9 protein-coding genes are annotated in these 17,955 nt (G+C 55.8%); 4 read left to right on the forward strand and 5 right to left on the reverse strand.

Annotated elements, in window-relative coordinates; all coding sequences use genetic code 11:
- Nucleotides 1–42: 42 nt before the first annotated feature.
- Both B5M42_RS12790 and B5M42_RS12795 read right to left on the reverse strand, forming a co-directional pair.
- Complete coding sequence (locus tag B5M42_RS12790) at nucleotides 43–819, reverse strand: SDR family NAD(P)-dependent oxidoreductase (protein WP_134751152.1); 777 nt, start codon at nucleotides 817–819, stop codon at nucleotides 43–45.
- Nucleotides 820–926: 107 nt separating this feature from the next.
- Nucleotides 927–1,385, reverse strand: coding sequence for a chemotaxis protein CheX (locus B5M42_RS12795; protein WP_134751150.1), 459 nt, complete (start codon nucleotides 1,383–1,385; stop codon nucleotides 927–929).
- Between the two features lie 324 nt (nucleotides 1,386–1,709).
- On the opposite strand from B5M42_RS12795, the gene B5M42_RS12800 reads away from it, so the two are divergent.
- From B5M42_RS12800 to B5M42_RS12815, 4 genes are all read left to right on the forward strand, one after another.
- On the forward strand, nucleotides 1,710–3,407 hold the full coding sequence (locus B5M42_RS12800; protein WP_167689719.1) for a PAS domain-containing sensor histidine kinase: 1,698 nt from the start codon (nucleotides 1,710–1,712) through the stop codon (nucleotides 3,405–3,407).
- Between the two features lie 29 nt (nucleotides 3,408–3,436).
- Nucleotides 3,437–4,249: a TIGR01457 family HAD-type hydrolase gene (locus tag B5M42_RS12805; protein ID WP_134751146.1), complete on the forward strand. Its 813-nt coding sequence runs from the start codon at nucleotides 3,437–3,439 to the stop codon at nucleotides 4,247–4,249.
- 449 nt (nucleotides 4,250–4,698) lie between these two features.
- Nucleotides 4,699–5,601: a LysR family transcriptional regulator gene (locus B5M42_RS12810; protein ID WP_134751144.1), complete on the forward strand. Its 903-nt coding sequence runs from the start codon at nucleotides 4,699–4,701 to the stop codon at nucleotides 5,599–5,601.
- A 24-nt stretch (nucleotides 5,602–5,625) separates the two neighbouring features.
- Nucleotides 5,626–6,432: a histidinol-phosphatase gene (locus B5M42_RS12815; protein WP_134751142.1), complete on the forward strand. Its 807-nt coding sequence runs from the start codon at nucleotides 5,626–5,628 to the stop codon at nucleotides 6,430–6,432.
- Nucleotides 6,433–6,502: 70 nt separating this feature from the next.
- On the opposite strand, the gene B5M42_RS12820 is transcribed toward B5M42_RS12815, so the two are convergent.
- The 3 genes from B5M42_RS12820 to B5M42_RS12830 form a co-directional block, all read right to left on the reverse strand.
- On the reverse strand, nucleotides 6,503–8,824 hold the full coding sequence (locus B5M42_RS12820) for a bifunctional diguanylate cyclase/phosphodiesterase (protein ID WP_134751140.1): 2,322 nt from the start codon (nucleotides 8,822–8,824) through the stop codon (nucleotides 6,503–6,505).
- A gap of 306 nt (nucleotides 8,825–9,130) precedes the next feature.
- Complete coding sequence (locus B5M42_RS12825; protein ID WP_134751138.1) at nucleotides 9,131–15,781, reverse strand: glycoside hydrolase family 3 N-terminal domain-containing protein; 6,651 nt, start codon at nucleotides 15,779–15,781, stop codon at nucleotides 9,131–9,133.
- Between the two features lie 661 nt (nucleotides 15,782–16,442).
- A complete protein-coding gene (locus tag B5M42_RS12830) occupies nucleotides 16,443–17,888 on the reverse strand; it encodes a HAMP domain-containing methyl-accepting chemotaxis protein (RefSeq protein ID WP_134751136.1) in 1,446 nt (481 codons plus the stop codon).
- Between the last annotated feature and the right edge of the window lie 67 nt (nucleotides 17,889–17,955).

A 17,955-nucleotide genomic window follows, 5' to 3' on the forward strand; every position in this document is an offset into this window, starting at 1 on the left:
CGCGTACAAAAAAGCGGAGAACCGGACGACCGGGCTCCGCTTTTATTTGTTGTTCAGCACCTTGGCGGCAATGCGGTCAAACAAGCCCGGAAACAGCTGCACCAGCTTGACGCCGAGGCTGGCGCTCCACGGCATATCCTTCTCGATCCGGCCGCTTTCAATCGCGCGGACGATCGCGCGGGCCACCTTGTCGGGATTCAGCATAAACCACTCGACCTTCTTGACGTAGTTGCCCTCCGGATCGGCGATCTCGAAAAACGGCGTCTTGATCGGTCCCGGATTAATCGCTGTCACGGCGATTCCCGTACCGCTCAGCTCTTGCCGCAGGCTGTTGGTCAAGCCCAGCACGGCATGCTTGCTGGCGGCGTATGCCGTAGACTTGGCCGAGCCGATTTTTCCTGCCATAGAAGCGATATTGACGATGTGGCCGCTGCCGTTGCGCAGCATATGCGGCAGCACCGCCTGCGTACAGCGGACAATGCCCATATAATTAACATCCATCATATCGGCAAACTGCTCCTGCGACATGTTCAGAAACGTCTCGAACCTGCCGTAACCGGCGTTGTTGATCAACAGGTCGATCCGGCCGAAGCGCTCGATGATCTGTTCCACGGTCAACCGGACCTGCTCCGTCTGCTGCACATCCATCGGATACACAACGGCCGGTCCGTTCAGCCCCGCCGCAACCTGCTCCAGCTTGCCTGCAGACCGCGCCGTAAGCGCGACTGTCGCGCCGCGCGCGGATAGCTGCTGCGCCAGCAGCGCGCCAAGCCCGCTCGACGCGCCGGTAATGAGCGCGATTTTTCCCTGAAGCTTCACGTCACTTCCCTCCAAACAATAAAAAAGCGGATGCCTATCGGTTAGACAAGCGATCCACTCTATGATAGCTTATTCGTGTTACTCGCGCTTCCGGCAAGCGTCTGCGACTAGGTGAGCAGCACCTGAATGTCCAGTTCGCCAATGGAATCCATAATCAACGGAATCGTCAGCGCCTTCTTAGGCGTGAACCCTGCTGCATTGGCATGCTGAATCAGCTTGGGCGGCGTAATATCGACGCGAACGCCCTGATTGAAGAGCATCGTACTGGCGTTGCCGCTGATCATATTGCCCAGCTCCGAAATCGCACTCTTACCCATTTCATCCATTTCCGTGACGATAAAACCGCCCATCATGGCCGAAACCACCTTCAAAGCGACCTCTTCCGCCAGCCCGAAGACGATATCCCCTTCCATCTGTCCCGTCATTCCGATTTGAATCCAAATATAATTCTCCACGAATTTGACATCTTTAATGCCCAGTTGGCCTGTCGTAGGCCGAACATTCGCTACTTGCTCGATCACGATGCGGGCTGACTCCAAAAAGGGATTGATGTATTCCGCCTTCATAAGCTAAGATCTCCTTTGTGAATAGTTCACGGCATACGACGTTTTTCTACATTATACCTAAATTCTTGGGACAAGTATACTGGTTTTCGCGTTTAATTGGTGCAAAATGCTCATCTCTGCAGCTGATGACCAATTTTAGCCTTATGTTCATCATAGTCCCTCCCCGATTCGACCGCAACACTTTTTTGCACGATGGCGGCGTTGAAATAATGGAAGTGCTGGAAATCGCATTTTTTTACAAAGCTCCCAGACAAATGATATGATTTTATGTCGAATCCTGTTAAACTAATGGGAGATCATTCCTCACACAAGGAGCGCTTCACATTGTGCACGCCCAAACTGAATCCCTCCAGCCGGCGCTGGACGCTGGTGCAAGCGGCGCTTGCGTACCATGCCTTTGCCGCCGCGCTTGGTTTGACGTACTGGCTGCTGTGCCGCCAGAGCGGCTTTGTCGCTTCTCCCTTGGCCCGATACGGCGTCGCACTGTTGTTTGCCGGGTTATTTGCTGCGGCGCTTGCGCTGTTTTTCCGGCTGGTACGCCGGCGGGAACGTTGGCTGATGGCCAGTGAGCAGCGCTATAAATCACTATATGTGCATCACCCCGATTCCATTGTCTTATTCAGCCTCAAAGGCGAAGTGCTCGACTCCAACCGCAGCTTGACGACGCTGACCGGCTTTGACGCCGAAGAGGCGCAGACGACTTCTTTTATCCCGATGCTCCATCCGCCTGATTTGCTCAAAGCGTTGCATCATTTTCAAGCGGCCGCTGCGGGAACGCCGCAGCACTTTGAAGCGAGCTTCCTGCATAAGCAGGGGCAGCCGATTCCGACGAACGTTACGCTGGTGCCTACCGTGGTCGGCGAGCAGGTTGTTGGGTTGTATGCCATTTTGAAGGATTTGACCGAGTCCAAGGAGCAGAAAAAAGAAATCGACAAGCTTCACCGGCAAAATCGCTTGATCCTTAACTCTGTATCGGAGGGAATTTACGGCATCGACACGAACGGTCGTACGATTTTTTGGAATAAAGCTGCCGAGCGCATGACCGGCTGGAAGGTCGACGATATGCTGGGCAAACAAATCGGCAAGCTGATCCGCCACAGCCGCCCCGAAGACGAATCGCCGGAACAGGCGGCAAAGGCCGATGCCAAGCTGCTGCGCACGATGCTTGAGCGCGAGGTCAAGGTGATCAAGGACGGATGCTTTCGGCGTAAGGACGGCGCCAGCTTTCCCGTCGAATACATGAGCAGTCCGATTCTGGAAGGGGACCGCCATCTGCTTGGCGTCGTTATTACGTTCAAGGACATGACGGAACAAAAGAAAACCGAGGAGCTGCTGTTCAAATCCGACAAGCTTTCGGCTGTCGGCCAGCTTGCCGCCGGCGTCGCGCACGAAATCCGCAACCCGCTCACGGCGCTAAAGGGATTCCTGCAGCTGCTCAAGACGCCGAGTCCGAAAGAACAATATTATATAGAAATCATGCGAAAAGAACTGCTGCGCATCGAGTTTATCGTCAACGAATTTCTGTTCGTCGCCAAGCCTCAGGCGATTCACTTCGAAGCCCGCGATCCCGGCGCCATCATCCGCAGCACAGTCGAGCTGATGCAGCCGCAAGCGCTGCTGGGCAATATCGAGATTGAAGCCGAGGTTGAGCCGGACCTGCCGCTCGTATCGTGCGATGAGCACCAGCTCAAGCAGGTCTTTATCAACGTGCTGAAAAATGCTCTGGAATCGATGACAGGCGGGGGCACCATGCGTATCGCCGCGTATGCCGCGGCCGACGGCCGGGAGATGGTGATCCGCTTTATCGATCACGGCTGCGGCATCGCTCCGGAGCGACTGCCCAAGCTCGGCGAGCCGTTTTACAGCACCAAGGAAAAAGGCACGGGCCTCGGGCTAATGGTTTGCTTTCGCATCATTGAAGCGCACGGCGGCACCATGCGCATTCGCAGCAAGCTGGACGAGGGCACGACGGTCGAGATCAGTCTGCCGTTCATGCAGGAGCGTCTGCATCCGGCGCTGTAGACACGCACAAAGAAAGGGGAAAGCCGCACATGTACGGATTCCTGATTGATCTGGACGGCACGTTGTACCGCGGACACGAGCCGATCCCTTATGCGGGCGCTTTTCTCCGCCTGCTGGAAGCACGCGGGCTGCCGTATCAATTGGTGACGAACAATTCATCCCGCAGCCCGGAGCAGGTGGCCGAGCATCTGCAAGCGCTCGGCATCGCCGTCCCCGCCGCCCGCGTGTTTACTTCCTCGCAAGCGGCGGCGTTGTATTTGCACGCCCGGCAGCCGGGGGCGCGGGCGTATGTGATCGGCGAAGCCGGCTTGCGGGACGCTTTGACCGCAGCCGGCTTTGCCGTGACCGAGCACGACGACGCAGCGTTCGTCGTGCAGGGCATTGACCGCAGCTTCACGTACGGGAAGCTTGCGGAAGCGGTGCGGCGCCTGCGCGGCGGCGCCGGGTATGTGCTCACGAACCCGGATCTGCTGCTCCCCGGCGACGGGGGGCTGCAGCCTGGTGCGGGTTCGCTCGCAGCCGCCATCCGCGCAGCGGCTGGCGTGGAGCCGGTGACGATCGGCAAGCCGTCACCGATTATTATGGCCTACGCGATTGCGCGCCTAGGCCTCAGCCCCGCCGATGTCTGGGTCATCGGCGACAACGCCGCCACCGACATCCGCGGTGGCGCAATCAGTCGCTGCCGGACAGCGCTCGTGCTGACGGGCGTGGCGACGCCCGCCAACGTCCACGAGCAGCTGGCAGCGGCCGGCGTGACGCCCGACCTCGTCTGCACCGATCTGCGCGATTTTGCCGCGCAGGTGCTAGACGTCGAGCTTCCGGCGGAACCGGGCGGCGCGTAGCGCCGCTCCTGCACCGCACGTCGACACGTCGCGCTCTCCCCGCCTACTGCGCCGCTCCCGCACCGCACGTCGACACGTCGCGCTCTCCTGCCCGCTACGCCGCTCCTGCCTCAAGCCCCTGCCCTGCCCCCGCAGTTGCCATGACGGACACTGAATCGCGTATCCGTGCAGAGCCGCAACGCAGCGGCGGTTTTCCGCAGATTCGGACCGTCAGGGCTGATTGCTTGGCCATCACTTCTCATTCGCCGCCCGATCCGCCCTCCGATTGGCCTTCAGCGGCGCCCGTCTTTTTCGCCCTCCTTACCTCCAAGTAACCAACTCACCTGCCGCACAGGCATTGCTCATCCCGGACCAGTTGGCTATAATAAGCTTAGAAAAGCTTTTTATTCCCTTTACAAAATCGATAAATTTTATTTGTACCCAATCTCGCTGCGGCAGGAGGTGGTTTCTTGAATATCAACCAGTTGGAGACGCTGCTGACGATATCGAAAACGATGAGCTTCCGCAAAGCGGGGGAAATTCTCAACCTGACCCAGCCGGCCGTCTCTGCGCAAATCAAAAGCCTCGAGGACGAATTCGGCACGGTGCTGATCGACCGCAACCAGCCCGTGACGCTGACGGATAGCGGCAAGGTGTTTCTGGAGCACGCCGAGCGCATCCTGCGCACGGTCGACGATCTCAAGCAGCGGCTGTCCGACCTGAATCAGACGCCGCAGGGCCATATTCACATCGGCACGACGACGTCGATTGCCATGCAGATTTTGCCCCGGGTGCTGTCTTATTTTCAGGATCAGTTCCCGCTGATCAAAACAACGATTCACTCCATGACCTCCTCGCAAATCATGAACAGCGTCGAAAACGGCCACGTCGATATCGGCATTGCCTATTTGCTGGAGAAAAATCCGTCGCTGGAAACGTCGGTGTTATACTACGACACGTATGAGCTGATCGTATCCGCGCGCCACCCGCTAAGCCGTTTTTCGCATTTGTCGATTGAAAAGCTGCGTAATATCCCGTTCATTATGCTGTCGCCCGAAACAGCCGGACGCCGGTTCGTCGATCAGGTGTTCAAATCGTTTGACGTCAATCCGCATATCGTGATGGAGCTGTCGAGCAGCGAGGAAGTCAAGCGCATGGTCGAGCTGAACCTCGGCGCCGCGATCATTTCCAAGCTGTCAGTGACCGATGAGCTGCGCCACGGCACACTCAAAATGGTCAAAGTAAGCGAATTGGATATTACTCATCCTGTCGGAGTAGTATATAAGTCAGGACGTTATTTAAGCTCGGCGATGCAGCAGTTTTTGCTGGATTTGAAGGGCATGCCGGAAACGCAGTTTCTCGGCTCGGAGTAACTTGCTGCGATTAAGGAGGCTCTCATGAAATTCGATGTACATACGCACCACCTACGCTGCGGTCACGCCCAAGGGGACATCCGCGATTACATTGAAGCCGGGCTGGCTGCAGGCTTGTCTGTCATTGGCATCTCCGATCATTCTCCCTACTTCGGCAGTCCGCTGGACCACGCCCAACCGGGCATTACGATGGCCAAAAGCGAGTTCCCCCGCTATGTCGCGGAGGTACTACGGTTAAAAGAGGAATACGCCGGACGCATCGACGTGCTGCTTGGCGTTGAATCGGACTATTTTCCCGACGTGTTTGACGCGTATCGCGCCGAATATGCCAAATATCCGTTCGATTACATCATCGGCTCCGTACACCAGTCCGGCGGCGTCAGCATTTTTAACCGCAACCGCTGGAAGGGCTTGAGCGAAGAGGAGCAGATCGCGCAAAAAGAAGAATACTATCGGCTCATTCAGGAATCAGCGCGCACCGGGATGTTCCAGATTCTCGGGCACATCGACGCCATGAAAGGCTTTTATCCGCCGTTCTCGGATATTCCCACCCCCAAGGTTGACGAAACGCTGCGCGTCATCGGCGAATGCGGCGTGGCGATTGAAATCAACACCTCCGGTAAAACCAAAACGGTCGGCGGCTGGTATCCGTCCGACGATATGCTCGAACGCGCGTTGCACCACGGCGTAGAAGTGACCTTCGGCTCGGACGCTCACGTTCCCGAACGGGTCGGCGACGAGTGGGAGCTGGTGCGCAAACGGCTGCGTGAAATCGGCTTTAGCGAGTGGGTCTACTACAAGCAGCTGCAAAAGCAGGTTGTGCCGCTCTAATAAACAAAAACATCTCCGTCGAAGCCGCCGCTTCTTCCGGAGATGTTTTTTGCATTTGGCCGCGGTTTACTTACGAACCGGACGGCGCCGACCAGCGCGCCAGCTTCTCTTGCCGGCCCGCACCGATCACTTCCAGCAGCGCAGCCTCCGGCATCGGCCGGAAGAAATAGTAGCCCTGAATATGCACGCAGCCATTCTCGACGAGGAAGGCGGCTTGTTCTTCCGTTTCGACGCCTTCGGCAATAATTTCCAGCTCAAAGGACTCCGCTACGGAAATGATCGCTTTGATCATCGCGCGGTCCTTGGCATCGGACTGTACGCCGCGCACAAACGATTGGTCCAGCTTGATTTTGGTCACCGGGAACCGCTTCAAGTAGCTAAGCGAGGAATATTTGGTGCCGAAATCGTCCACGGAAATGGCAATGCCCATTTCGCGCAGCTCGCGAAGCGTGTCCAACTGCTCTTCCTTCATCGCCACGTTTTCGGTAATTTCCATTTCCAGAAACTGCGGCGCCAGCCCCGTTTCCCGCAAAATCGCGCGCACCTTGTCAATCAGCTTGTCGTCGTGCAGCTGACGTACCGACAGGTTGACGGAAATGCGCAGCTCCTGGCCCAGCTCCTCATGCCATCTTTTGGTCCGCGCGCAAGCCTCGCGCAGCACCCACTCGCCAAGCGGAATAATCAAGCCCATTTCTTCGGCCAGCGGAATGAAGGTCGCCGGTGAAATAAAGCCCTTGGACGTGTGCTTCCAGCGCAGCAGCGCCTCGATCCCGACAATCCGGCCCACCTTGCAGTCCACCTGGGGTTGAAAATGAATCTCCATCTCCTTGCGCTCCAGCGCCTGACGCAGATGATTACCCATCTCCAGCTTCGCCAGCGAATCTGACTCCATCGACGCGTTAAAAAACGTGTAGCGGTTGCCGCCCTCCTGCTTGGACGAAAACATTGCGATATCGGCGTTTTTCAGCAGCGCTTCGCGCGTGGTGCCGGCACTCGGGTATGGTGCAATGCCGATGCTCGCTGAAATGAAAAAATGCTTGTCCACAACATGGAACGGTTCGCGGAACAGCTCCAGCACCCGCTCGCTGAAGGCCCGCAGCTCGTCGTCGGCTGTGCGCCGCGTCAATAAAATCGCAAATTCGTCGCCGCCAAAACGCGCCAGTTCTTCAATCGGCAGCTCAGCGGCCCGAATCCGCTCGACAACTTCCATCAGCAGCATGTCGCCTGTCTGATGGCCGTAGGTGTCGTTCACCATTTTAAAATTATCGAGATCAAACAACAGCACCGTCGCCTGGGCTCGGTCGCCGCTCTCCAGCAAGTCCTGCAGCCGCTGCTGGAACGCATTGCGGTTAGCCAGTCCCGTCAGCGCATCATGATACGCCAAATAGCTCAGCTGCTTCTCCGAGTCGCGCAGCGCCGTCGTGTAGGTGCCCAAGAGCGCATATTGCTTGCGCAGCTCCTCTTCTCCCTCCATCAGTTGGGCATTGGTTGCCATCAGCTTTTCATTCGTTACGCTTAGCTCTTGCGTCCGCGATTCGACGACGCGCTGCAGCCGGTTACGCTGATAAATAATGCTGAAATAAATCGCAAACACAAGCAGCAGCACCAGCATGCTGACAGCGCGCAGCAGTCCGATCTGGTGACGGATGCGCAGCAGCGCTTCCGGGTCCATCAATCCGGCAACCTGCCAGCTATGCCCGGGAAAATCGATCCACGAGACGAGCGCGTGCTTCCTGAAAATCGTATCGTCTCCATAAAAAGCCGGCTCCGAGCCTGCCCGAATCGCCATATCCAGCTCCGAGTGCTCCTTCTCTCCCGGCGCCAGTCCCGATTGCTTGAGAATAGCGTCGACGTCAAGCGCCACAGCAATAAAGCCCCAGAACTTGCCGTCACGCTGAACCATTTTGCGAGCGACAATTCCCTGATTGCCTTGAAGCAGCTTGAACGGTCCGTTCACTGTCATCGTCCGTGTATGCAAAGCGAGCTGCAGCTGACTCTGAACCTCTTGCCGCGGATCGTTCATCAGATCCCAGTGATACAGCTGCTCATTGCCTTGAACCGGATACAAATAATCGATAACTCCATGCGGAGCGATATACAAATTCAACGCCGAATTGCCGGCCGACTCATACAGCATTCGCATATAGTCGTTGATTTCCTGGTCTGTGGAGCCCGCAAAGCCGTTCTGCACGTAAGCATCCAGACTCGCCATCAGATTAAAATTGCGGTCGACAACCGACTGCAGCGCCAGTGTACGCAGCGACAGCTGCGCCTGCGCCGAGCTCTCGGCTTCGCCGAGCAGTGATTTTTCATATAATCCGATCACGTATATAATAGCGGCGCTTAGCAGGCAAAACACTGCGGCGGCCGCAACAATATGTAGTTTCTTCATATGCTTCCCCCGGTTTTCAATCCTGCCCCTGTCTCATTTCGACAAATGGAAACAGGTCTCCTTTTTTGTACGCGCCAACAGCAGATCCCAACCTTTGGAAATTTTCGGCATATTTTCGGCCGATCGTCAAGAAATCCGTGCATCGACACCGGACACAACCCGCGGATAAAAAAAGGACCCGGCCGCGAATCGGCACAGGGTCCAAAGAGTATATGAAAAAGGGGGTCTTACTACACATCATACCTGACGAATGTGATAAGCAGGTAACAAGAATATTCCAATTGTGTTACAAAATGAAGTTTTTCCCTACAAGCCCACGTTTGACGATTGCGCAAAAAGTCTGAAGATCATCGTTGCGGCTTGCGCTCTGGAGGCGTGCTCTTTCGGAGCAAAGCTGCCATTGTCCATACCGTCCACAATGCCCGCTGCTTTCATTGCGCCCACAGCTGTTTGCGCGTAAGCGGCAATCTGAGCTTGATCTGCAAAGGAAGCTGATCCGCCCTCTGCCGTCAGCGTCAGGTGCAGCTGCTGGCTGATCCGATAGATCATGACAGCCATGTCTTCGCGGGTGATCGGGTCGTTCACGCCGAATCGGCCGTCATCCTTGCCGTTGACGATGCCGAGCTTTTGCGCGCTTGCAATGGCCCGCGTATACCACTGACCTTGCGGAACATCGGCAAAGGTCGATGTAGCCGAAGCGTCGGCAAGATCGAAGGTTTCGATCAGCATTTGAATAAATTGCGCCCGGGTCACCTGTCCGGTCGGGTCGAACAAGCCGTTGCCCGTTCCTTGAACGGCGCCTCTGGCAGCCAGCGCGTTAATGCTCGCTTCCGCCCATGCGGTTACAAAGGTGTCCGTAAATGACGCCTTGGCATAAGCAGCCGCATATTGGCTGAAATGCTTCGGCTTGAATTCGACATCGCCGGTTACCGGATTGTACAAACCGTTTTTCACAATTTCCAGTTGTCCCGTCTCGCTGATGTAGTAAATGATCACGTTGTTGGCGTGTTCCCCGGCGCGAAGCGTATAGGGAATGCCCACTTGCACCAGACTGTCGCCAAAGCTGCTGATGGCGGTGCCGTCAACGCTTAAATCGAAATTGTACACGGTGCCGCCTTCCATCCGTTCGCGAATGCTCTCAGGAAGCTCGGACGGGTCAACAGATTGCACAGACAACTGGAGTGCTGAGGCCGAGGCTCCGCCAAACTTGCTGATCAATTGAGGGCTGAAGGTGACCGTTGTCAAGCCGGTATTCAGCTCAATAGATTGAATGCGGTTGTCCGTCAAAATCGCTTGCACCGGGATGTCGAGCTTGACCTGCTTCGTTCCTGCAGCTGGTGCGACGACAAATGAAAGCTTGTGCTCTGTCGCTGCTGCCAATGCAGCCTGGATGTCATCTGCTTGGACCTTGACTTGGGCCAGGCCGTTGACGTCGCTTGCCGGTTGCAGCTGCACTTTACCCGGACCTGTTGTTGCCTTCGTAGCCGGCGTACCGGCAGGCTGTCCGCCTGTCTGACTGCCTCCCGTGTTTCTGATGACCGTTACGACAGCAGTCGCTTGCTTGCCTCCATCGACGGTTGTCGCTGTCATTGTCGCTTGGCCCGGCTTGATCGCGGTTACTTTGCCCACGCTGTTCACCGTAGCAATCGCGGTATTGCTGGAAACCCAGGTCACGGCATCATTGCTTACATATTCCGGCTGCAGGGTCACCTTGAGCAGATGCGAGGCTCCGGCAGCCAGCGTCAATTCGCCAGGGCTAATGGAGATTCCCGCCACCGGCACATAGGTGACAGATGCAGACAAGAACGCCACAAAGCTGGTCTGCATATCGTCCTTGCTCGTTATGGCCCGAATAACCTGCACGCCTGCCAAGCTGATCGGCGCCGTATATACCGGGCTGTCGGCCGTCGGCAAGGAGCCGTCTGTCGTATAGTGAATAGCTGCCCCCTGCACAGGAGTGGTCAAGGTGGCAAATTGCGCATTGGCAGTGATGACAGGCGCTGGCGCTTTTTGCTTGACGACTTCCGGTACGCTTGGCTCTATCGTCAAATAGTCGAAGTTAAATCCGTCTCCATTGTCGACTATGCGCAGCGTCTGCATGCCTGCGTTCAGCGTAACGCCAACGGAAGCGTTCTGATAATTGCCCCATCCGCCTGTGGATGGCAGCGCCACAGAGCCTTTGGCCGCACCGTCGGCAAGCACCGACGCGCTGACGCCGCCTTGGGGAGTTGCGTAATGCAGCTGTACCTTGTAGTACCCCGGTTGCGCCACATTCACCAAATAATCGAATGTCGATCCACCCGCTGTGTAACCCAGATTGGTGAAATTGGAATCGTACTGAATCACTTGCTGGCCGGCAGCTGTATATTGCTCAGCTTCGATCTTCACCGCTCCGTCTCCGACGTTTGCTGCTGCGACCGGCTCAAACGCGATACGCTGCAGATCAAAGCTGCCGCTGCTTCCCAATACGCGAAGCGTGTGTGTACCTTGCGGCAGTTGCACGGATAGTCTGGCTCCCATCCAGCCAGTCGAACCGTATAAATTCGGAATCGTATAGGAACCCAGCGTTTCGCCGTTTTCATTTTGCAGCAGGAACCCGCCGCCATTCGGAGAGTTTACACTTAACGTGACTGCGTATTTGCCGGTCGCCGGCACGCTCATTTGGAAATCGGCCCAATCGCCGACGTTGAAGCCCGTAAGCTTGGCTCCCGCAGTATCGGCATCGGTAATGGCGACTCCCTGCAAGCGATTGTAGTCATTGGCCGTGAGCGAGCTGCCGATGTCCGTTCCTGCAGGCTTGTGGTCGGTGCCTGTCAGCATGACCTTGGCCGACAGCGTCTGGCCGGCGCCTGTTTCCGAATAAGTCGCTGCGGTCACCGTCAACGGTGCGTTCACATAATAAGCTTTGGACGAATCCCACAGCAATTGTACGTTGGCCTGCGCAGCGTTCTCATAGGTGATGTCGCCAAGCGATATGCCCATACCGGCCGCTTCCGGATTCAGGCTGATCGCCCCCAACGCCGCACCATAGGTCAGCCCCGTTACCGTCAGGTTCAGCTCTTGCTGATGGACATTGTAGGGCAGGGAATTTGGCGTAACAGTAAGCGTCAGCGGTTCTTCGGTCGCCAATACAATCCGGTCCCATTTGTAAGTGACCACGGACTTGGCCGGAATTTCCGCGGCTATTTGCGTGCCGTCGCTGACCATTTTAAATTTTTGCGCCGTATCGGTTTGATTGACCACGATCGAGACGATCGTTTTTTCATCCGGGCTCATGAAGGACACGTTGGTAACATGCTCCTTGGAGCCGTAATCGCTGTCAATGCGGATATAGTCCGGTTTGACGAATTTCGAGTAGTTGCCCAGCATGTAATATTCCGGCGTCAACCAGTATTCGTCCGGGTGGCCGGAATCCTGAATGATCATTGTCGGATCAGGCGTTCCTACCCATTGATGGGTCGAAATGTCGCTGTCGAGCATCGTCACCCAGGAGTTGTAGCTCTTGGCCCAGTTGCGGAAATATTGCGCCATCCGGTCAGCGCCCGCGGTTCCCCAAACTGCGCGTTCGGTCAAATAAATATTTTCGTCCGGATACAGGTCGTGCAATTGCGACATCATCGAAGGATCGCCGCTGTAATCATGGAAGGCCGTACCGTCGACAGCCGCCCGATTGGCCGCGTCGGCCAAAAGCGGAGCCGGATAGTTCATCGTGTCATTGAAATTGTGGTCAAAAATCCACAGCTTGACATCCAGTCCGGCGTTTTCAAGCTCTTGATGCAGCAAGGTCGCCAGCTTGGCTTCCTGCTGCCAGGACATTTTGGTGCTTGGATATTCAATTTCCAACAGCGGCTCGTTTTGTAGCGTCATGGCCGAAATGTGAATGCCTTGCGCTTGGTAGGCTTGAATAAATTTGACGTAATACTTGGCCAGAATTGGCAAGTATTCGTCTTTAACCTCGCCTTTGATCATGCTGTCCGTTGTCTTCATCCAGCCGGGAGGGCTCCACGGAGAAGCAAAAAACTTCATGTCCGGATGGATGGCCACCAGCTTTTGTAAAGTGGGAATAATACCGAAATCGATATCATTTTGGATCGAAAAATGCTGCAGCTCCGGGTCGGTTTGACCGGCGGGCATGTCGTCGTAGCTGTAGAACTTTCTCGCTGTAAAATCGGCGGTGCCGATGGTGACACGCGTCATGCTGATGCCAATGCCGTTGTCAGGACTGGCCAAGCGGGTCAGCAGCTCCTGCTGCTTGCTGTCCGACATTTTAGTCAAATTGAAGATTGTCGACTCTTCCAGCGATGAACCCATCCCCATGATGCTCTGATATTTCTTGCCCGGGTTGATCGCGATGGTCGTGGCATCCGGGTCGTTGCCAATGGCTGTAAGATCGAGACTGCTTTGCTGCGTAAGCTGTCTGGCACCATCTCCGGCCTGCCATTGCGGCGCATAATACCACTGCATGCTCTGGCTGTTGCGCTCGCTCGACACCCAGCTTTCTACAGCCGCTTCGCCACCCTCAACCGCTGGCTGCGGAAGGATATCGGCCCCGCCGTTATTGCCGCTTTGCGGAGGAACAGGAGAAAAGCCTGTGGAGCCGAACCAGTTGAAATTCAAACCGCCTTTGATGAATTGCAGCTTGATTTTTTGCACGCCGGCCGTTAAAGCGATATTGTGGGCTGTGGCTGTTTTCCAGGTTTGCCAGCCGCCGGTGTTGCCGATCCCGCTGAGCTCGCCGATTTGCGAACCGCCGGCATTGAAAAACTGAATGCCCGAGTCGGTGATGCTGGAATCGCCGCCCGCATAACGAACGTCTACATCGTAGGTGCCCGTAACGGGAACATCAATCATATATTCCAGCCAAGCGCCCGTGCTTGTATATCCCATATCGAGACCGCCGCCCGCATCAGACGAGCTTTCCGATTTTAATCCGTCCGATTTGTTCGTGTAGCTCTCTGCTTCAACTTTGACATAAGGGTCCACCGGCCCCGGCTTATCGGGCATCGCCGGCAGCGTCGGCGTTTCTTCGGCTTTGGTCAAACCGTACCCGTAGTTGAACAGAATATATTGTTCCTCCAGATTGGATTGGCCCAGCTCCGGATTGGTGTAGGCTTCGGTATAAAATGGCCAGCGAATCGGCAGCTTTCCGGTGAAATCGCGGTTTCCGAACAGCACATCGGCAACCCCTTGACCTTCTGTACCCGGCAGCCAGGCTTCGACCAGCCCTGCCCAGTCATTCAACCGATCCGCAATCATCAACGGACGGCCGGACACGAGCACGACAATCGTCGGAACGCCGGAAGCTTTCACATTATCCAGCGTGGCCAGATCCTCTGCGTCCAGCTTCAGCTTGTTCAGGTTATCCCCGTTCGTTTCGGCATAAGGCGTTTCGCCGATGAATACGATCGCGACATCGTTGCCCGCCGCTCCCCGGCCGTGCTTGTTGTACGTGACGGTTTTACTGCTGCCGACGACATTCCTGATGCCTTGAAGGAGCGTTGTTCCCGTCGTGGTAGGACCTTTGGCCCCCTGCCAGGTGATCGACCAGCCGCCGGCCTGCAGACCGATGTCATCGGCGCTTTTGCCTGCCACGAAGATGCGGTTCATGCCCGCGCCCGACAATTGCGACATGATCGGCTGACCGTTGACGGTATCGTTCTTCAAAAGCACCAGCGACTCGCTGACCGCCTTGCGCGCCAGCTCGCGATGCTCGGTGGAACCGAATGCCGACGCAAGACTGCTGTCCGTCATCGGATGCTCGAAAACACCGGCTTCAAATTTGACGCGAAGGATCCGCGTGACCGCATCGTTCAAGCGCTCCATCGGAATGTCGCCGTTATTTACCAAATCCTTCAAATTCGTAATGGACGCTTTCCAGTCCGACGTCATCATCAGCATATCGACGCCGGCGTTGATCGCTACGCGAAGCTGATCCTTCAAGCCGCTTACCGGATTGTTGTTCCAGTCCTTCGTAATTTGCTGCACGGCATTGTAGTCGGAGACCACAAAGCCCGTGAAACCGAGCTGCCCTTCGCCCGTTCCCTTCAGCACATCAGTCAGCATGCGCTTGTTGGCATGCATCTTGATTCCTTGAATGCTGTTGTAGGAAGCCATCACCGTGCGGACGCCGGCTTCCACCGCTGCCCGATACATCGGCAGATCCAGCTCAACAATGTCGCTTTCGGACATGCCCGTTACATTGCCTTGGTTGAGCCCGTTTTCCGTCATCCCTTCGCCAAAAAAATGCTTGGCTGTGGCCACGACGCGATCTCCGTTTTTCAACTGTCCGCGCGTCTCGCCCTGCAGCCCCTTAACGAGCGCTTCGCCCATTTCGCCAACCAATTGCTGATTGTCGCTGAAGCCCTCGTAGGTACGGCCCCACATCGCATTTTGCGGATCGGCAATCGTCGGACTGAATGCCCAGTTCGTTCCCGCCGCTCTGATTTCTTGGGCCGTCGCTTGACCGATTTGCTCGACCAGTGCCGTGTCGCGCGATGCACCTAATCCGATGTTGTGCGGAAATAACGTTGCGCCGACCAGGTTGTTGTGACCATGAATGGCGTCAACGCCGTACAGGATCGGAATGCCCAAGCGGGTTGACAAAGCGCCGGACTGATAAGAGTCAACGAGCGACGCCCATTTCCCCTGCGTGCTGTCCGCTTGCTTGCCGTTCGGGAACGATCCGCCCCCGCTAAACACGGAGCCGAGGAAATACTGCTGCACCTCCTCAGGCGTTACCGAAGCGCGTTCGGCTTGCACCAGCTGTCCGACCTTCTCCTCCAGCGTCATTCTCGAAAGCAAATCCGCTACGCGCTCCTCCACGGGTTTGGCGCTATTCCAATAAGCGGCGGGAGCGGAAGGCTGGCTGTCGCTAGCCCATACAGTCAAACCGAACAACGAAGAATGGAGCAAAAAAACTGCTAACAGCAAACTGATTTGATGTTTCCACGTTTTCATGAATATCCTCCTATATCCTGAACAATAGGCGCTGAACCAGCGCAAGACTAACATGGCATTGCAAAAATCTGTGGGCGTTCGACTTTTGTGAAAGCGCTTCCAAAATAAGTCTTCCCGATATCGCCGCTAGCGTCTGCAGCTCTCCGCACCTCGCTCACTACCGGAGCGCCATGTTAAGCCAAGACCTTAGGACGGGCGACACACACATCCTCTTTTGCCATTGTGTTCGTCAAAGCTGACAGATGCGTTTGATGCTTGCACCTGCTTGCCATGTTTCCACCGTGCCCTCCTTTTTGATTTTCCTTTGATTACAAGGTCGTCGTCTTACCATAACCAATTGTATGTGAGCCTGACCGGAATTGTTAGGCACGGTTTTTCAGATAATGTTGTTTATTTTTATACTACTTTTTGGAGTTTCGCGGTTCATGCAGTCAACTTTTTGGGTATTGCACCGAGCAACTTGTCTGTTTTTGTGTTCTTTTTTGTATATTTTTCAGGTAGAGCTCCGCAAATGGGTAAAATCCCATCAATCTCCTTGTTATAGCGGCAATCAGGAGCCTGATCCGAAAAAAAAAGACCCGGCCGCGAATCGGCTCAGGTCCAAAGCAGGATGTAGGCGTAACAGCCATGTTCCAATTGTGTTCAAAAAGGGAGCGGCTTGTTATACATGGATATTGGCAATGGCCCCGCTCAAGCTTTCGGCCATTTTGGCGATATCGCCCGAAGCCGAAGCCGTCTCCTCCATCGCTGCAGAGGCCTGCTGGGTGAGGCTGGAAATCGTCTGCACCGAATTTTGAATGTCGGTAGACTGGGCGGACAATTCCTCGCAAGCGGCGGCGATTTCCGAAATACGGGCTGAAGAAGCTCTGATCGCTTGCGTAATTTCATTGAATGCCAGTCCGGCATGCTCGGCTTTGTCGTTGCCGGTATGCACGGCTTCCACCGACTGCTGCGTATTGTGCTGAATCGTTTTGATCAGCTGCCCGATTTCCTTGGTCGCTTTGCCGCTGCGCTCGGCCAGCTTGCGCACCTCGTCGGCGACGACGGCGAAGCCCTTGCCAGCGTCTCCGGCGCGCGCCGCTTCAATTGCGGCGTTGAGCGCCAGCAGATTCGTCTGATCGGCAATATCGTCGATCACGTCGATGATTTCGCCAATTTGCGCCGACTTGCCGGCCAGCTCATTGATTTTATCGCTGATCGTCTGCATCCCTTCCATTGCTTCGTGCAGCGCTTTTTCACCAATCGCAGCCATTTTCACCGCGTCGTCGGACAGCTCGGAGGCGTGCCCGGAATTTTGCGCCACCGATTGAACGGCTTTCGTCATCTCCTTAACCATTTCCGCAGTAAACACCGTCGATTCGGCCTGCTGCATGCTGCCGGAGGCGACTTCGTTGGCGCTGACAGAAATTTCCTCGGAGCTGGCCGCAAGCGAATGCGCGTTTTGCGTAACATTCACGACCATACGGCGCAAATCGGCGATAATGCGATGAATGACCGCGAACAGCACCACGGCAACAAGCAGCGCTGCAAGGCTGACCACGAGCACGGTGGTCCGGCTGACCTTAGCCAAGCTCTCCGATTGCTTCGTCGCCTCGGACGCCCCGCGGTCGTTCAGGCTGAGAATCGCGCCGATCTGCCCGGACAGCTTCTCATATTGCGGGTCCAGCTCGCGAATCAGACGCTTGGCGGTATCTGTTTGGCCCGCATCGGCAGCTTTCGTGATCGCCGGAAGCATCGCAGCGTATTCGTTCCAGATGGCGGTAAAGCCGGCAAACAGATCGCGGTCTTCTTGCGAAATAATGGTCTTCTCGTAGGCTTGCAGATCGCTTTGCATCTCGGCCACATCGCCGGAAATAGCGGCAATTTGCTTTTCCGTATCCGCGCTCGTTCCATCGGCCAGCAGACTCAAATGAGCGCTGTGAATATTCACGGTGTTTTCTTTAATTTCATTCAGCTTCAGAATGCCGACGATCCAGACCTCGGCGACCTCCTGCGATTTGTTGGATATTCCGTTCAGGTTGATGTAGGTGACGGCGGATACGGCGGCCAATAAAACAATCAAGACGACAAAGCATGCCGTCAGCTTGGTGCGGATGGTCAGGTTCATAAGTCGACATCTCCCTTGTGCGATGTTGAAGGCGGCAACAAGCTCCGCATCCGTCAATCTGTCGACG

Origin of the sequence: Paenibacillus athensensis, assembly GCF_004514475.2 — a bacterium.
Lineage (GTDB): Bacteria > Bacillota > Bacilli > Paenibacillales > NBRC-103111 > Paenibacillus_AL > Paenibacillus_AL athensensis.